The sequence below is a fragment of the Lysinibacillus sp. CTST325 genome, assembly GCF_054665055.1.
Genome location: NZ_BAAFHO010000001.1, coordinates 138,594 through 154,926, shown reverse-complemented (window position 1 = coordinate 154,926; position 16,333 = coordinate 138,594). Strand labels below are relative to the sequence as shown.

General features: G+C 36.7%; 16 protein-coding genes and 2 pseudogenes. 8 read left to right on the top strand and 10 right to left on the bottom strand.

All coding sequences use genetic code 11. The features are described from left to right. Positions 1–37: 37 nt before the first annotated feature. Positions 38–1,021 (top strand): biotin--[acetyl-CoA-carboxylase] ligase, encoded by a 984-nt coding sequence (locus ACYQ73_RS00775; RefSeq protein ID WP_460010704.1) that lies wholly within the window; start codon positions 38–40, stop codon positions 1,019–1,021. 80 nt (positions 1,022–1,101) lie between these two features. On the opposite strand, the gene ACYQ73_RS00770 is transcribed toward ACYQ73_RS00775, so the two are convergent. From ACYQ73_RS00770 to ACYQ73_RS00750, 5 genes are all read right to left on the bottom strand, one after another. Further along, positions 1,102–1,626 (bottom strand): N-acetyltransferase family protein, encoded by a 525-nt coding sequence (locus ACYQ73_RS00770; RefSeq protein ID WP_460010703.1) that lies wholly within the window; start codon positions 1,624–1,626, stop codon positions 1,102–1,104. Between the two features lie 344 nt (positions 1,627–1,970). Further along, entirely contained in the window at positions 1,971–2,201 is a 231-nt protein-coding gene (locus ACYQ73_RS00765) for a hypothetical protein (protein WP_460010702.1), read from the bottom strand. Positions 2,202–2,263: 62 nt separating this feature from the next. Next, positions 2,264–3,097, bottom strand: coding sequence for a DUF4097 family beta strand repeat-containing protein (locus ACYQ73_RS00760; RefSeq protein ID WP_460010701.1), 834 nt, complete (start codon positions 3,095–3,097; stop codon positions 2,264–2,266). Beyond that, complete coding sequence (locus tag ACYQ73_RS00755; RefSeq protein ID WP_460010700.1) at positions 3,097–3,696, bottom strand: DUF1700 domain-containing protein; 600 nt, start codon at positions 3,694–3,696, stop codon at positions 3,097–3,099. The genes ACYQ73_RS00760 and ACYQ73_RS00755 overlap by 1 nt, the downstream gene beginning before the upstream one ends. Beyond that, positions 3,689–4,009 carry a PadR family transcriptional regulator gene (locus ACYQ73_RS00750; protein ID WP_460010699.1) on the bottom strand — a complete coding sequence of 107 codons (321 nt, stop codon included), beginning with the start codon at positions 4,007–4,009 and terminating at the stop codon, positions 3,689–3,691. The genes ACYQ73_RS00755 and ACYQ73_RS00750 overlap by 8 nt, the downstream gene beginning before the upstream one ends. A 221-nt stretch (positions 4,010–4,230) precedes the next feature. Here ACYQ73_RS00750 and ACYQ73_RS00745 point away from each other — a divergent pair, with 221 nt between their 5' ends. The 6 genes from ACYQ73_RS00745 to dinG all read left to right on the top strand — a co-directional run bounded on the left by ACYQ73_RS00745 (position 4,231) and on the right by dinG (position 11,023). Then, complete coding sequence (locus tag ACYQ73_RS00745) at positions 4,231–4,902, top strand: TetR/AcrR family transcriptional regulator (RefSeq protein WP_460010698.1); 672 nt, start codon at positions 4,231–4,233, stop codon at positions 4,900–4,902. Between the two features lie 2 nt (positions 4,903–4,904). Next, the gene (locus tag ACYQ73_RS00740; RefSeq protein WP_460010697.1) at positions 4,905–5,669 is read left to right on the top strand and encodes a CPBP family intramembrane glutamic endopeptidase; all 765 of its coding nucleotides are present in this window, start codon (positions 4,905–4,907) and stop codon (positions 5,667–5,669) included. Between the two features lie 380 nt (positions 5,670–6,049). Further along, on the top strand, positions 6,050–6,886 hold the full coding sequence (panB, locus tag ACYQ73_RS00735; protein ID WP_460010696.1) for a 3-methyl-2-oxobutanoate hydroxymethyltransferase: 837 nt from the start codon (positions 6,050–6,052) through the stop codon (positions 6,884–6,886). Next, positions 6,886–7,740, top strand: a complete 855-nt coding sequence (panC, locus tag ACYQ73_RS00730; RefSeq protein WP_460010695.1) for a pantoate--beta-alanine ligase — start codon at positions 6,886–6,888, stop codon at positions 7,738–7,740. The genes panB and panC overlap by 1 nt, the downstream gene beginning before the upstream one ends. Before the next feature lies 1 nt (position 7,741). Continuing rightward, on the top strand, positions 7,742–8,125 hold the full coding sequence (gene panD, locus ACYQ73_RS00725; RefSeq protein WP_460010694.1) for an aspartate 1-decarboxylase: 384 nt from the start codon (positions 7,742–7,744) through the stop codon (positions 8,123–8,125). A 126-nt stretch (positions 8,126–8,251) separates the two neighbouring features. Further along, on the top strand, positions 8,252–11,023 hold the full coding sequence (gene dinG, locus ACYQ73_RS00720; protein WP_460011495.1) for an ATP-dependent DNA helicase DinG: 2,772 nt from the start codon (positions 8,252–8,254) through the stop codon (positions 11,021–11,023). 526 nt (positions 11,024–11,549) lie between these two features. On the opposite strand, the gene ACYQ73_RS00715 is transcribed toward dinG, so the two are convergent. From ACYQ73_RS00715 to ACYQ73_RS00705, 3 genes are all read right to left on the bottom strand, one after another. After that, a complete protein-coding gene (locus ACYQ73_RS00715) occupies positions 11,550–11,786 on the bottom strand; it encodes a hypothetical protein (RefSeq protein ID WP_460010693.1) in 237 nt (78 codons plus the stop codon). A gap of 44 nt (positions 11,787–11,830) precedes the next feature. After that, on the bottom strand, positions 11,831–12,031 hold the full coding sequence (locus ACYQ73_RS00710) for a hypothetical protein (protein ID WP_460010692.1): 201 nt from the start codon (positions 12,029–12,031) through the stop codon (positions 11,831–11,833). Positions 12,032–12,376: 345 nt separating this feature from the next. Continuing rightward, positions 12,377–14,176, bottom strand: a complete 1,800-nt coding sequence (locus ACYQ73_RS00705) for a sensor domain-containing diguanylate cyclase (RefSeq protein WP_460010691.1) — start codon at positions 14,174–14,176, stop codon at positions 12,377–12,379. A gap of 794 nt (positions 14,177–14,970) precedes the next feature. On the opposite strand from ACYQ73_RS00705, the gene ACYQ73_RS00700 reads away from it, so the two are divergent. Next, positions 14,971–15,357: a DUF378 domain-containing protein gene (locus ACYQ73_RS00700; RefSeq protein WP_460010690.1), complete on the top strand. Its 387-nt coding sequence runs from the start codon at positions 14,971–14,973 to the stop codon at positions 15,355–15,357. A gap of 187 nt (positions 15,358–15,544) precedes the next feature. Here ACYQ73_RS00700 and ACYQ73_RS00695 read toward each other — a convergent pair. Both ACYQ73_RS00695 and ACYQ73_RS00690 read right to left on the bottom strand, forming a co-directional pair. Further along, a pseudogene (locus ACYQ73_RS00695) lies at positions 15,545–15,771 on the bottom strand (transposase); the annotation flags it as partial. After that, positions 15,770–15,941: pseudogene (locus ACYQ73_RS00690) on the bottom strand (IS5/IS1182 family transposase); the annotation flags it as partial. The pseudogenes ACYQ73_RS00690 and ACYQ73_RS00695, both read right to left, overlap by 2 nt. Between the last annotated feature and the right edge of the window lie 392 nt (positions 15,942–16,333).

Sequence of the window (16,333 nt, the reverse complement as noted above, 5' to 3'; positions counted from 1 at the left end):
ATAAAAATATAGCAGAGTTTAATAAAGGATTGATAGCATGAGTATTTCCATGAAGGATGAAATTTTAAAAAGAATATTAGCTGCTAATGGTGAAGCGGTTTCGGGTCAGGAGCTAGCAGATTCCCTTGGAGTATCACGTACAGCTATATGGAAACATATGCAGTCGTTACAGGAGGAAGGCTATACATTTGAAACGGTAAAGAAAAAGGGCTATGTACTGACTGGTGTGCCAAATAGCTTAAGTCCAACACAAATCGAACTATTTTTAAATACGGAACGTTTTGGACGTGAAATTCATTATTTTGACGTTGTAGATTCAACACAAACAATCGCTCATAAGCTTGCACAGGAAGGCGCTCCTCATGGCACGATTATAATCGGTGAGGAGCAAACTGCTGGCCGCGGTCGTATGGCGCGTCCATGGGAATCTGCAAATGGTACAGGTATTTGGATGACCGTTATTGTGAGACCGGATGTTACTCCTCAGCAAGCTTCATCGTATACGCTTGTCGTAGCAGTTGCAGTTACGATGGCTATTAAAACATTATATAAACATATTGAACCAGCCATTAAATGGCCAAATGATTTGCTCATTAAAGGTAAAAAATGTACCGGTATATTAACAGAAATGCAGGCTGAAGCAGACTGTGTACAAGCACTGCTAGTAGGCATAGGTATTAATGCAAACCAAGTTGAATCAGATTTCTCCCCAGAAATCGCTGATATTGCTACATCTTTACGTTTAGAAGCGGGTGAGGAAATTAATCGTGCAGCCCTCGTTGCATCTATTCTTCAATATTTAGAACAATTCACGGATCTATACGTGAAGGATGGCTTTGCTAGCATTAAAACGCTATGGGAACAAATGTCATGTACCATTGGACAACGTATTGAAGTCACGACTTTACGCGAGCGCTTTGAGGGCATTGCCAGTGGAATTACGGATGAAGGTGTACTACAGCTAACAGAGGATGATGGCACAGTCCGAACAATTTATGCTGGAGATATAAAGATTTTATAGAACATACAAAGAACGTATATTTTCAGATTGAGAATATACGTTCTTTCATATTTTTCGAGAAAAAATATTTAAATAGCTCTCTATTTTATTTTTTCTGTAACCTTATCAATATTATTCCATACATAAATAAGCTCTTCTACTATTTTCCCACCAATTTTTATTTCTACGTTATTAACATATTGTGCACCATAATATTCATAGAAATCACGTGTTTTATTTTCTGCTAATACTTCGACAAATACTTTTTCGTATCCTTTTTGTTTAAAATAGGCGAATACTTCTTTGAGTAGTTGCTTCCCGATTCCCATCCCTTGATATTCTTCTAAAAGATAGATAGAAGTTAAATCAGATGCATTGGGTACTGAATTAGTTTTTCGTTGGCCACCAGTTGCAAAACCTATAATTTCTTCTTGTTCGTTTTCCGCCACCAGTACATAATTCGTATCATCTGAAATATTCTTCTTCCAAAGTTCTATTCGCTGCTCGTAAGATAAGCTATTCAAAAAATCATCTGGAAGAATGCCTTTATAAGTCGTTCGCCAACTGTCAACATGTACTTTTCCGATACCTTGAGCATCTTCAATGTTTGCTTTTCTAATTTTCATATTGATCACCTCATAAATCGAATTTTATCTCCAAGATGATGGGGTAACTGACCTGATTCACCTCAGATATTGCCTTCACTTACAAGAACCGATTGCTCTGATGAAGATTCCTATTCATCTGCTCAAATTAAATTTTTATTTCTAAAATATGGGTACAGAATCATTGCGCAATAAACGGGAAATTCTTACTAATGTTCAGAGGGAAGAACTGAATCAAATAAACTAAAAAGGCAGAATCACAAGTGTATAAATGCTGCCTTCATAGTGTTGGAAATCTAATTGGTCAAAGAAATCTTTATGATGTTGTGGCTCTTTTAATGAAGATAAGTTCTGTCTTAGGCTACTCACCATAATCGAACAAATGTGGCATTTAATAGTGATGCAAATATTGCTGTTACACTTTTGTACATAAAAACAGCGTGTTGAAGTTTCATTTTATCATTATAATTTAGATTGAAATGCCAAAAGATACATGCTATGTGAAAAAGTTGATTGGAGTGGAGGCTGGGCGACTCCTCGGGGATCAGCGTCACAGATGAGACCCTGGAGCGAGCAACGCGAGTGAAGCGGCTCATCGGACGCCCCCAGGAAAGCGCCAGCCGGAACGTAAATCACCCCCCGTTTTGCCAAGAGCCCTTTATTTAAACCTTAACTGTAAGTCACCATGTGAAAGTGTTGCTTTTAATTGGTTATCACCGTTATAAGATTGCGATACCTTGCTGTTTTGATCCTCGTTATCAACAGTAAGATCCCCGAAGTCAGTTTGTAATTCAAAGCCAAGTGCACTCTTTTTATTTTGTAAGTGAAGTGTAGCATCCCCAAAGTTAGACGTAATAGTAGATTGACCATTTAATGTTCCATCAATATTAATATCACCATGTTCACTTTCGGCAACGAAGCCATTACTTGAAAATTGTTGTAATCTCATATCACCAAATGATTGTGTAATCTCTGTTTTACCACCAGTAGTGTCTTTAAATAGTATGTCTCCAAAATCTCCAATAAGATTTAACTCCTGATAATTCAGTCCACGAATAGTTGTATCCCCAAAATTACTATCAAGGATAACGGTTTTCAGTTTTACATCTGAAGGAACATAGATTTTGATAGAAGGAGTTCTGGAGCTGAAAAAACCGAATTCGAAACCATTCTTCTTCTTACTCTTTGTTTCAACAGTTAATGTATTATCTTTAATACTGTACGTCACATCATCATCTTTAATAACATTTGTTTCTAATGCATAACGATTACTAGTAACAATTTCAACATCTCCATAGTGATTGATAATATTGAGGTTAGTGAAATCATCTAGTTTATAGGAATTATTTACGAGTTTATTGTTCTCTGGCAATTGGATGCCCTCACCATTCACCACAAAACTCCATTTCCCACCAGAGAAATAACCAACTAGAGCTAACAGTACGCCTAAAGCGATCATAGTAATGGCAATATGGGTATGTCGGGACGTCATTAGTATCCCACCTTCCGCTTCTTCGTTATTTTATGGAACAGTTTACCTAATGCTTCAACACAAACAACAACGATTGTTTTGATCAAACGAGTAACGATTGGGAAAAGCAAGATGCCCAAACCTGTTACGATAAAGCCCACACCCATAAAGAGTAATGCTGTTGGCCAGTCCTGAGTTAAAATGAAGAAGCTTGAAATAAGTGCAGCGATTCCACCGAAAAAGATACCAAGTACAGTTGCGATAATTGCGATGATAACGCTGAATATAACTGCTCCAAATGAAAAAATAAGTGCTATTGCAACTACAAGTAGCGGTAAAGAAAGTGGGGCAGATATTATTGCTAGAATGATAAGCCAAATCGCAGACACATTCTTCTTAGTCGAAGTTGAAGTTTCTTCTAAATCCTTTAATGCATAGTCCGCCATTATTTGTGATGCAACATGAGAAGGGGAGCCTAGTTGTTGAATGATTCGCTGTTCGTTTTCCTCTCCTGCTTCATCGAAATATTCCTCATAATAGGCAAGCGCAGCATCAATCTCATGCGCTGGAAGACGTTGTAATTTCCCCCGTAGCTTTTTCAAAAAGCTTGCTCTATTCATCATATTTCCCTCCTATAAGTACACAATCAACCATTTCTTTATACTGTTGCCATTCTTTTAATAGTTCCAGTAATCGTATTCGACCTTGCTCGGTAATTTGGTAATACCGTCTATTTCTGCCTTGATAGGGCTGATCGTATGTTGTTAAGCAATTTGCTTTTTGTAAACGACGTAATACTGGGTACAGCGTAGATTCTGATATATCCATCACGGATTGTATTTGCTGTGTTAATGAGTAACCATAAGCATCCTCTTTATCGACGATGGCGAGTACACAAGCGTCAAGTAAAGCTGAGCCAAGTTGAAATGTCATCTTCTCTCACCTCACAATGTATTACCTATACAAGGTTTTATATTATACGTCGTATAGTATGATGGAAGTATATTACATATCACATTGAATTGTCAAATTTTATTAAAAACGTTCAAGAGAAAAAAGATGACAGTAGCGTCATTTTAAATTGACAATAAAAGGGATGATGACTATAATTAAAATGACAACAGTGTCATTTTTAATGTTTGGAGGTAGAGATAATGCCAAAGGTAAGCCATGAATATGTACAGGAAAAGAAAAACAGCATTTTAGAAGCAGCTATAGCAGTATGTCAAGTAAAGCCACTTTATGACATTACGATGAGGGATATTATTAAAGCGTCAGGGGTAAGTCAAGGTGGGATTTATCGTTATTATTCAGACTTGGATGAAATACTTATTGAGGTTATTAATCAAGTAAATGCTAACGCAGACTATAAACCTATTATCGATGGAATTACGGGTACGAGTAACTCTCCCTCAAAAACAATCATTAAATTATTTAGTTTTCTTGGAGAGTACATGAAGGAAAACGTATCAACAGTTGGCAAAATTCAATTTGAGCTTACGATTTTATTTGCTAACCATCCAGATAGAGAAAAGAAAATTTTATTAAACATTGTGGAAAATGAAAGTGGGCAATATTTAATGCAACAAATTTTTCATTCAATCCATAAGGGTATTTCTTCAGGATGCTTTAATCCTGAGATTTCGATAGAGGATTTATCTGCCTTTATGATGACATCTATTGATGGCATTGTGAGAGACGTTGTCTTGCAAAAATGTTACGGGATGTTCTCGAATGATCAAGTGCAGTTTGATGAGATTCGTTTGATGAATACACTTTGCAAATCCGTATTATTACTATTGGGTACGAAAGAAGGGGAGGATTAAAGTTGGGAATAGAGATAAGAAGATTTCTATTTTATACCTTTGCTACGTCTTGGATAATATGGGGCAGTTTAGCTTTGTTAACACAGCTAAATTTGCTGGAGTTTGGCAATGCAATATCAATGCTATTATTTATTCTCGGCGGCATTACTCCTGCAATTTGTGAGATTTGGTTGAAAAAGAAATATTCGACTAAAGAAGAGTTCAAATCATTTATCCATAATGTGAAAAATCCTAAGCTTCCTGTTTCATGGTACCTATTTGCAATCGGATTCGCATTTGCGGCGTGTTTTTTACCAACGCTTTGGGGTGGAGCGACTATGGAGAATCCAATGTATTTGGCGTTACTTGAATTGCCGATCATGATTATTGGAGGAGGACTAGAAGAAATTGGCTGGCGTGGTTTTTTACAGCCTACATTACAAAAAAGATGGTCTCCTTTCACAAGTACCATGATTGTGGGCGTTATTTGGGCAGTCTGGCATTTGCCATTATGGTTTGTCATTGGATCAAACCAAATGAACATGAACTTCCTATGGTTTTCTCTAACAGCTTTAGCACTATCCTTTTTATTGACAATCATTTACCTCTCCACTAAAAGTATTTTTCTCTGTATTATTTTCCACGCTTTAATTAATTCATTTTGGGATGTCGTCTTTGTACCAGTTACAAATGTAACATCTGGTTTATTCACATTTTTATTTGCCCTGTTTCTATTTACAGTGTATGAAGTTTATCGAAAATCAAACTTTCAGAAACGAATGGTTTGAATTTAGTAATATTTATTGATCGTAATTATTAGAAAATAATATTTGAAGATTACTAGGGGAATCTGTTATAGTATTTGCGAAGGGCAGTATCCTTTTGTGAACGGCACCTTCAAAAACGTAAGAACTATTTACAATAAATATCTGCCTTGATCTTTTAATGACAGGGACGGAAGAAAACAAGCGTTCAAAAATATAACTTGATTCATTGGAATGGGCAATTCTCTCAAAGAGATTTGTTTCCGTATCCCTTTATTAAGTTATGGCCTCTAATCTAAAAGCAAGAGGTGATTTTTGATGACGAACGAAACACTACCCTTCTGTCCATTTTAGGAACAGAGGGGTTTTTCTGTTTTCTTTCCTTAAAAAAGGAGGACTACATGATGAAAACAACTTCAGATTTTTTAAAGATGAAGGCAGCAAATGAGAAAATCGTTATGCTCACTGCATACGATTATCCTGCTGCAAAATTTGCCGAGGAAGCAGGCGTCGACATGATTCTAGTGGGAGATTCACTAGGTATGGTCGTACTAGGCTATGATTCTACAATGCCAGTAACAGTAGCCGATATGGTTCACCATGCAAAAGCAGTGCGCCGAGGGGCAAAGGATACGTTTGTTGTTGTGGATATGCCATTTGGTTCGTACCACTGTGATGTACACGAGACGTTGAAAACGGCAGTATCTATGATGCAGGAAACAGGGGCAGATGCATTAAAGTTAGAGGGTGCAGACGATGTTCTACCAGCAATTCGTAAATTAACGTCAGCTGGTATTCCGGTGGTAGCTCATTTAGGTTTACTACCTCAATCAGCAGGAGTGCTTGGTGGCTACAAAGTTCAGGGTAAAACAGCTGAACAAGCAACGAAACTCATTGAAGATGCAAAAAAATGTCAAGAGGCTGGAGCATGTGCAGTTGTCTTAGAATGTATTCCGCATCAGCTAACAGAGATGGTATCCGCTAATCTCATTATTCCAACGATCGGTATTGGAGCTGGTGTTGAGGCTGATGGACAAGTGTTGGTTTATCATGACATGTTAAGCTACGGTTCCCATCATGTACCAAAATTTGTGGAACAGTTTGCTAATATGGGCAAAGAAGCAAGCCATGGAATTGCTAGTTACGTAGAAGCGGTCAAGGCAGGTACTTTCCCTGCGCCGAAGCATTCCTTCACAATGAAAGAGGAAGCATTGGATCAGCTATATGGGGGCGTAAAGTAATGAAAGTCGTCACTACAATCCAAGCACTAACCATAGAAATCCAAGCAGCTAAGCAAGTTCAAAAAACAATTGGACTCGTTCCAACAATGGGATATTTACATGAGGGCCATTTAACGCTAGCAAAAACAGCTCGTGCCGAAAATGATTTAGTCGTTATGAGTATCTTTGTAAACCCAACACAATTTGGCCCAGACGAAGACTTTGAAAGCTATCCACGTGATTTGCCACGGGATACTGCTTTAGCAGAGTCTGTCGGTGTAGATATTGTTTTCGCACCGAGTGTTGAAGAAATGTATCCGCATGATGGCGGTATTCGTATTCATGCGGGTGAACAGGCAACCATTCTTTGTGGGGCGAGCCGTCCAGGACACTTTGATGGCGTTTTACAAGTCGTATCAAAATTATTTCACCTAGCACAGCCGTCACGAGCTTATTTTGGACAAAAAGATGCACAGCAGGTGGCTATTATTGCTACGATGGTACGCGATTTTAATTTCCCTTTGGAATTGCGAGTAGTACCCATTGTACGGGAAAAGGACGGTTTAGCGAAATCCTCTCGTAATGTCTATTTAAGTGAAGTGGATCGTCTTGAGGCACCAGCAATTAATGAAGCGCTACAACTTGCTCGTGATAGCTTTTTAGTGAATGGTGATGTTGCGAATGCGCTTGCTAAAGCAAAGGCACACATTGCAGCACGTACACACGGCCACATAGACTATATTGAACTATTAGCGTATCCAGATTTAATACCGGCAACTGCTGAGACGGAGCAAGTGCTTTTAGCTGTAGCCGTCTATATTGGTAAAACTCGATTAATTGATAATTGTATCTTTAATGTGAAAGAAGGATTGTAATATGTTACGAATGATGATGAACAGTAAAATCCACCGTGCTACAGTGACACAAGCAGATTTAAACTATGTTGGATCTATTACGATTGATGAGGATATTTTAGATGCAGTAGGGATGCTACCAAACGAAAAAGTGCATATCGTTAATAACAACAATGGCGCACGTTTTGAAACATATATTATTGCAGGGGAACGTGGATCAGGCGTTATTTGTGTGAACGGTGCAGCAGCACGCCTAGTACAACGTGGAGATATTGTGATAATTATTTCTTATGTGTACGTAGATAATGCAGAGGCAAAAGATCATAAGCCAACAGTAGCCATTATGGGCGAGGGCAATACAATTAAAGAAATGATATCGTATGAGCCAGAAGCAACGGTGATGTAATAAAGAGGAAGTGTGTACAGCTGTACATGCTTCTTTTTGTGTTCAATTTAAAGAGGCGAAGGGATGCCGTTGAGCCAAATTTGTGATAAAATTCATCTATCTAATGTGAACTGTGAGTTGAGATGTATGATGGAAAGTCAAAAGTATGCAATTGTTGATTTAGAGACGACTGGTCATTCACCGGCAAATGGCGACCGAATGATTCAAATAGCAATTGTTATTATGGAAGATTGGAAAATTGAGCGCACCTTTACGAAGTTTATTTATCCAGGTAAAGCTATCCCAACGTTCATTCAGGATTTAACGCATATTACGGATGAGGATGTAAAGGATGCCTTGCCGTTTGAGGCACATGCCGACTACATATATGAACTGCTTGCTGATTGTGTATTTGTCGCGCATAATGCGGATTTTGACTTATCCTTTTTACAAGCAGAATTCAAGCGTGCAGGTTTACCGAAATGGCAAGGTAAAAAGATGGACACGGTTGAGCTTGCAAAAATACTATTTCCAATGTCACTGAGCTTTAAGCTAGGTGATTTAGCGGCAGATTTAAATATAGAGCTAACAAATGCACACCGAGCAGATGACGATGCCCGAGCAACTGCTGAGCTCTTTATACATTGCTGGAAGGAGCTGCTTAGTCTCCCTCAGCTAACTCTTGAACAAATGCATAAACGTTCATTCAGATTGAAATCAAATTTATCCCAGCTGTTTTTTGAGGCACTTCAAATTAAACGACAGCATGTAACTGCTAATGAGAATGTCTCCTACTATCGCAATTTGGCTATTTGTGATGGACGAAAAAAGCATACAAATAATGCGGAAATTGTATCATATCCACAAACAGCAGCTGACAAAACGGCATTAATGACAAAGGCTATGGCGAATTTTGAGCAACGACCGGCGCAATTTGAGATGATGGACACTATTTGGCAAGCACTCAATGACAAAAGGGAATGCGTTATAGAGGCTTCAACAGGCATTGGTAAAACAGCGGGCTATCTACTTCCTGCGATTTTATATGCTCGAGCAGTCGATAAAAAAATTGCGATTAGCACATATACGTCACACTTGCAGGAGCAGCTTGTTGAAGAAGAGCTACCGAAGATTGAAAAAATCCTTGGCACTAAAGTAAATATTGCTGTTCTTAAGGGCATGCAGCACTATATTGACGTTGCACGCTTTGAGCAATGTATGGCTTATGCTGATGAAACTTATGATGATACCTTTACGATTTTGCAGATTCTCGTTTGGCTGACTAAAACAGAAACAGGTGTGTTAAGTGAGCTCAATGTATCGGGTGGTGGCCAACTATTTTTAGAGAAAATACGCAAAATGCCTGATGAAAAGCCTTCGAAGGGCTTTGATTTCTATGAGCAAGCGTTAAAAAATAGTGAATTTGCAGATTGCATTGTAACCAATCATTCTATGGTACTCAGTGATTTAGTCCGTCAAACACCGATCTTTACAAAAATTGACGGATGGATCATTGACGAAGCACATCAATTTATACAATCTGCCATGCAGCAGGACGAAGTTGTCTTCTCCTATACGCAGTGGAAGTATATTTTCGGTCAAGTAGGAACGATGGAGGAAACGGCTTTGTTCCAGCAATTTAGTCAGGCCGCTAAGAAAAAACAACGTGTTTCTATGCAAAGCTTACAGCGACTAGATGCACAATTTATACGCCTACAACGGACATTCGATGACACTATTCAGCGAGCTGTTCAAAAAATGCAGCAACAAATAAAAGGGAAACAAGCTAGTAGTAAATGCACTTTGTTTTTAGAGGATGTATCGCTAGCAAAAGAACCGCTTCTACAAGTAAGTAAGCTCACGCAGCAGTGGCTTGATCTTGCAACAGAAGTAGGACAGGCTTTTGAAAATAATATTGAGCAATTAGATAAAAATGAGCTCTATATATTATCGGAATGGCATTATTGGATCCGTGAATTAAAAGTAAAAATCGCTGAATGGGAGGAAATTTTCCTATCGTCACAGGATGATAATTCAGTGTGGTTAGAATTTGATTTACGGAGCGTTCCAGGCAGCTTGCAAGTCTTTAAAAAGCCTGTTAATGTCACGCCAATCATTGAAAAAGTACTGGCACCGCTTCGTAAGCAGGCAAGTATAGTATGGACTTCTGGTACTTTGACTGTACCAGGCAATGAGCGTTTTGTGACGCGTCAGCTCGGTATTTCTGATAGTGTGCAAGTAAGAAAGCTACAAGCGCCCCCATCCTATTATGCAGGAGCGAAGGCATTTATTGTCACAGATATGCCCGATATTCAACATGTGTCACAGGATGAATATATTGAAGCGGTCGCCCATGCGATTACACGTACAGTTCGGATGACAGAAGGACGTTGTTTTGTCTTATTTACTGCACAGGATATGCTTCGAAAAACAGTGGAGCTTATTCAAGATAGTGAACTACTTGATGACTATATGCTCTTTGCACAAGGTGTAACAGGTGGTAGCCGTATGCGAATCCTGAAATCATTCCAAAAATTTAGCCATGCCGTTCTTTTTGGTACAAACAGCTTCTGGGAAGGTGTAGACGTTCCGGGTGACGCACTTGCGTCGGTTATCGTTGTACGCCTGCCGTTCTCCTCACCAGAAGAGCCTGTATTTAAGGCGCGCGCAAAGCATATTACCGCACAAGGTCGCAATTCCTTCAACGAGCTATCACTACCAGAAGCCATCATGCGTTTTAAACAAGGCTTTGGTCGTTTAATCCGTTCATCACAGGATAAAGGAGCCTTTATCGTTTTAGACCGCCGCATTTCAACAAAGTCGTATGGTAAGGAATTTATTAAGGCATTACCACCAATTGATGTTAAGAAATTGCAGCTACCTGAGTTGTTAAAGGAACTTAATAATTGGCAGAAATAGTTGGAACCCCTTTACTGGTTAAAACCTTAAAAAGCGTGAGAAATCAATGTCTAAAGTTGATGTCTCACGCTTTTCTAATGTGAAATTTTATTAGCTTGCCTATAGATATTACTTAGATAGTGAGTCTTTGATCGACTAATACAATCATTAGATTCACTTTCTTTAGCAAAAACCTATCTCAATTTAGATAAAGGGTGTAATGCTAAAAACAATACCATGACTAAAAAAATTAATTTTTTACTTACAATTTCTTATACTCCTAAATTTAATGTTTAAAAATTCGTACCAGGGAATACCAATAAAGAATAGTGATAATAGAAGAAAAAGAAAATCATCTGTTTGGACACCATCTGCAAAAAGGATTAGTGATACGGCAAAAAATGCTAAAATCCTAATGATTATTAGTTTTTTCATAAAATACTCCCCTTTCTGTTTGTAGAATGGTGAAAACGATTTTTTTAGAGAAAATTGGTATTGAAATCATTTATAGACTATTCACATTTATTATATATAATATTTGAAATTTTTAGTTACTTAATTTTTGGAAACTAAATAAGTTAGCGTTAAGTACTATTTCAGATATATAGTTCATCACAATTTTGGTTGCTTCTTCCGAGTCATAGCTTTTTCTGTTATTTAAAATATTTGTAAACATCCCTTGCCAAATTAAAATGGTTAATTCATTGATTGAATCAACATTTTCCTCATTTAGGTACCCTTCTTTTAAAGCGATCTCTAACATGGAACGACCCCGTTTTGTCATATTATGTTCAAACAGGATAGATGCTAAATCTTCTGGAATGTTAATTAAATCATTCGGATAGATTTGATAATAATGTGTAGTAATTTTTCTGGCGTTTCCCCTAAGTCCATAATAAAAACAGCATGAAAAATTTGTGGTTTTTGAAAGGAATGTTGGCAAAAGCATTCCCAAGCCAATAAATATTTTTCAATTGGATCTTTACCTTTTTGAATGTAAATGGCGACTTCATCGGTGTAACTTTTCATAAATTTCATGGAAGCAAAAAAGATGAGATGAGAGATTTCTGAAAAATAGTTATAAATTGTTGCACTATTATAACTCGGGAAAAGCGAAAAGAAATTGCAATGCAAAGAACAATGGCCAAGTTACAGGAAACATAAAAGATTAATAGAACAGCGATCCACAGATTGCTGTTCTATTTTTTTCTGAAAAAGATGACATTATTGCAATGGTTTATGCCATACCCTGTAAGTAAATCTGGGAAAGATTAAGGAGAAAATATGGACAATTTTATTTGCAATTAAATGTAGAATCTATGAAGAGTCTCAATCACTGAATATCAAGTTACATGGTTTTACGGGCCTTTCTTCTTAAAGCCGTGTAGTAACATTGGCATCAAAAAATTCAACACAATTTCTGCCTCGTTCTTTTGCTTGATATAAAGCTTTATCACATCTTGATAATAATGTATTTCGTGTATCACCATCTACATAGCTAGTTACACCGAAGCTACTAGTTTGTCGTTGCACAACAGGGAATTGATGATTTTCTAATTGTTGACGAAGCATTTCAGAAAGCATTACAGCATCATCTAGTGTAGTTTGAGGGCAAATAACTAAAAACTCTTCGCCACCCCATCTTCCAACTGTATCCTGCTCTCGGATAGTATTTTGCAATATCTCTGCTACGCTCATTAAAACTAAGTCGCCTACTTGATGGCCAAACTCATCGTTTACTACTTTAAAATAATCAATATCTAATAGAATAATAGAAAACGGAGTCTCATGATGCTGAGCATGTTGAAATGCTTCTTCTAACACATCATCTAACTTTACACGATTTGGAATTTTAGTTAAGCGATCTGTATTTGCTAATTTTTCAAGTTCAATTTTTGCTCTTTCTAGTTCTTGTGTTCGTTCTTTTACTTTATGTTCGAGCGTTTCATTGAGCGTTTGTTGCATTTCTTGATGTTCTTTTTTAATAATATTGATTTTATCGACTAATGCTAATGACAAAAATATAGATTCAAAAATAGCACCAATTGCAGGTATCTCTTCAAATATTACGGGATGGAATGGAATTAAACTTAAAAAGGCCAATGCTTGTACAATGATGGTACTAAGCAGAACAGTCCAACCTACCATATAAAATCTAGCCATTTTCTGACCTTTTAATAACACAAATATTCCAGATAACCAAAGGAAAATAAAGACAACTAAGGCAAAAATAATTGTAAAATTATTGGTAATCGTAACATCAGGGACTATGAATGAAGCAATTAAAGAAAGAATTGTAATCCATAATAGTATATTTCCTATTTTGTGGAATTGAGGTACATATTTTTTTAGTTCTAGAAACTCTTTGCAAAATAGAATCATAAATAAAAGCAAAATATTTCCACTTATTGCGGGTGATTGTATAAAGTACCATTTAGGTAAAAGCTGTCCTACCAGCTCAATATCTAAAGAATTCAATGTGGCTTGATAGAGGATAAAACTACACATATACAAAACATAGTAAAAATAAGCCTTTTCTTTTAACGAAAAAAATAAAAATAAATTGTAAATTAATAATGCTGATAAGAACCCATAAAAAATTCCTGTTAAATATTTATAGTCAATAATCTTATTGATAAAGCTTTCCGTTGTAAAAAGATAAGAAATTGAATTTAATGGTAATTCGCCGTCTAATTTTATATAAATTTCTTGAACAGATGGATCTTGGATTTGAAATAAATTAGAGCGATAATGAATGTTTTGGTCGTCAATATTTGATATTCCTCTATTTTGAACACTATAGGAGCCATCTTCTTTCACTAGATACATTTCGATGCTATCTAGCTTGTCTGTTACCTCTAACCAGTAAGACTCCTGTTTATTCTTTAATATTTTATCGGTATCTAATCGTAGCCAAATTGTATCTTTTGTATGCCAAAAGAATAAATAATTCTCTTTACTGACGACAAAGGAATTATCATATGTACCACTTAATAAATCTTCTATCGTAATTTTTTTTGACGGGTCACGAAAAATATCATAATGCTTTCCCAATATAATAGGGTCCGATAGTTCCGCGGCATGACATGGCAAGCTGAATTGTGTAAAAGTAAATATAAGTACGATAAAAAAATAAAATACTAGGTTAGCTTTTATAATTTTATTTTTCAACATTTATTCTTTCTCCTATCCTAATCCCTAACCTTTAGTTACTAGTAAGGATGCTAATTAAAAGTAAAATAAGGTACTCTAAAAATAGAGTTTTTCCCGTAGTAACGAGCAGTAATTTATCTGTACCGAAAGCGAAGTGTAAGGTACAAGACTTTCATCTTTAATTTCAGTGTGCAAAGAAGCTAGGTGGGAGATTAGCTGCTCGTAAAGGTATGATTGATAAAGACTGATAATCGGTGAGGGGATGAAGAAACCCAATTGATTAAAGTATAACTTTATGTAAATATATCACAACTATTATATGTTTAGGATTTTTACGAATTGCAAATAGAGGATAATATAAAAAGTTACGATAATTGGTAACCGAAAGAAGATAATTTGGTTAGGATTTCTTCGATTTTTTCAAAGACCATAAGAGTAAGAATGTGGACGAAGTGAATGTATATTTCCTTATAATATGATGTCTGTAAACCAATAAGGAGGATGCAGAAGGTGAGCTGGGATTTTTAGATGCAGTATCTAATAAGCAGCTTTTTAAAAAGCGGTTTATTTCCTTCGATTTTTTAACGTTCCCTTTGATAGTAATATAACTTAGCCTAGGCATGCCTTTTGTATAAATAAGCGGTTACTGCTAAAAATAAGACCGTCAAAATGAGCGATTTAATTACACAATAAGTATTTGTAATTTTACCACTTGTTATGACAGTTTTTTGCAATATCGACGCTTTTTATACATGTGAAGAATGAACTTCAAGTGTATTGGTGGCTTCGTATATACAAGTGAAGGAGGTGTAAACGTGAGCGTAGTTTATAGAATCGCTTTAGTGTTAGTCATCGTGGGAGCAATCAACTGGGGACTTATAGGATTTTTTAGATTTGATTTAGTTGCCTATTTGTTTGGTGGACAAACAGCAGTATTGTCACGATGGATTTATGCATTCGTTGGATTAGCAGGACTAATATCCTTACCTGTGCTTATTATGCGATTTGATGAGGACGAAGATCTTGTTCCTGATTTAAATATTGATCATGACCATCATACTCGCATCGACAGAAATCCAAACTATGGTATGGAGTTTGGTGATGAAGCAGATTTTACTGCATTAAAAACAACTAATGTGCTAAAAGAAGAAAAAAAGGATTCACATAGCAAAAATAAAAACAGAAACAAAAATAAAAAATAACCTCGAGTGTATTCCTCAAAAAATTGGTGACCGTTGTGAACTGCCCCGTAAAAGTTAAACACCCATCTAACTTTTACGAGGGCACTGAAAAACTTACGTTTTCATAAAAGCGAACCTTTTTCAGATAAAAATAAGGCACTTCTTGTTCAATTTTGAACAGGAAGTGCCTTATTTCTGTCTCCATTCCTTATTCATTTTCGTTTAGAAGGTTAATATCCGTTTTAAATTGACAGCGAATATCGTTGTAGCACCTTGAATTTCCATGCCAAATAGACCCGCAGTCGATGCCGTATCGTACCCGTGTCCGTTTTTTAATTCACTATTCTTTGCTTCTACTTTGTAGCGATTTGCGGCTAATTGCTTAAAGGATTCCGTATTTTGAAATGCCTCTTGTTCGGCATGTGTATCCGACTTTTAATAATAAGTACTTAAGAGGAATGGCATTACGTCCATTGTCTAAACAATATAAATGAATGAAAAATCAACGAGTTCATTGATTTGGCGAAGTATATTATCTTTTGGTACAACTATATCGTAGATCGCCGTATATGGACTTAAATTAAGGTTTCTTGATTGGAAATCATCCGGGGCACCACCTGCACATTAATTCTTTTATTATAAAGGAAAGCGTGACTAAAAAAATAGTGTGATACATTGCGTTGTTTGGAGAAGCATCGCTCGACTCCTGCGGGAAAGTGATCTGATCCCGCACGAAGCGAAGCGTAGGAGGAGGCTCGGCGCTCGCCCGCGGAAAGCGAGCGGAATGCTTCGGAAAACAACAGTAGAGTCACAGTGCCAAATGAAAAAAGCGGGGTATTCAACGATTTAATCGTTGAATACCCCGTAATGTGAGAAGATATAGACTTTTTCAGTACCCTCCACTTTTACGGGGGTTTTTTTATGGCAAAAGTAAGTCCTGAACAACGTATTCAAGCAGTCCAACGATACTTAAATGGAAATGAACACAAACAAACTA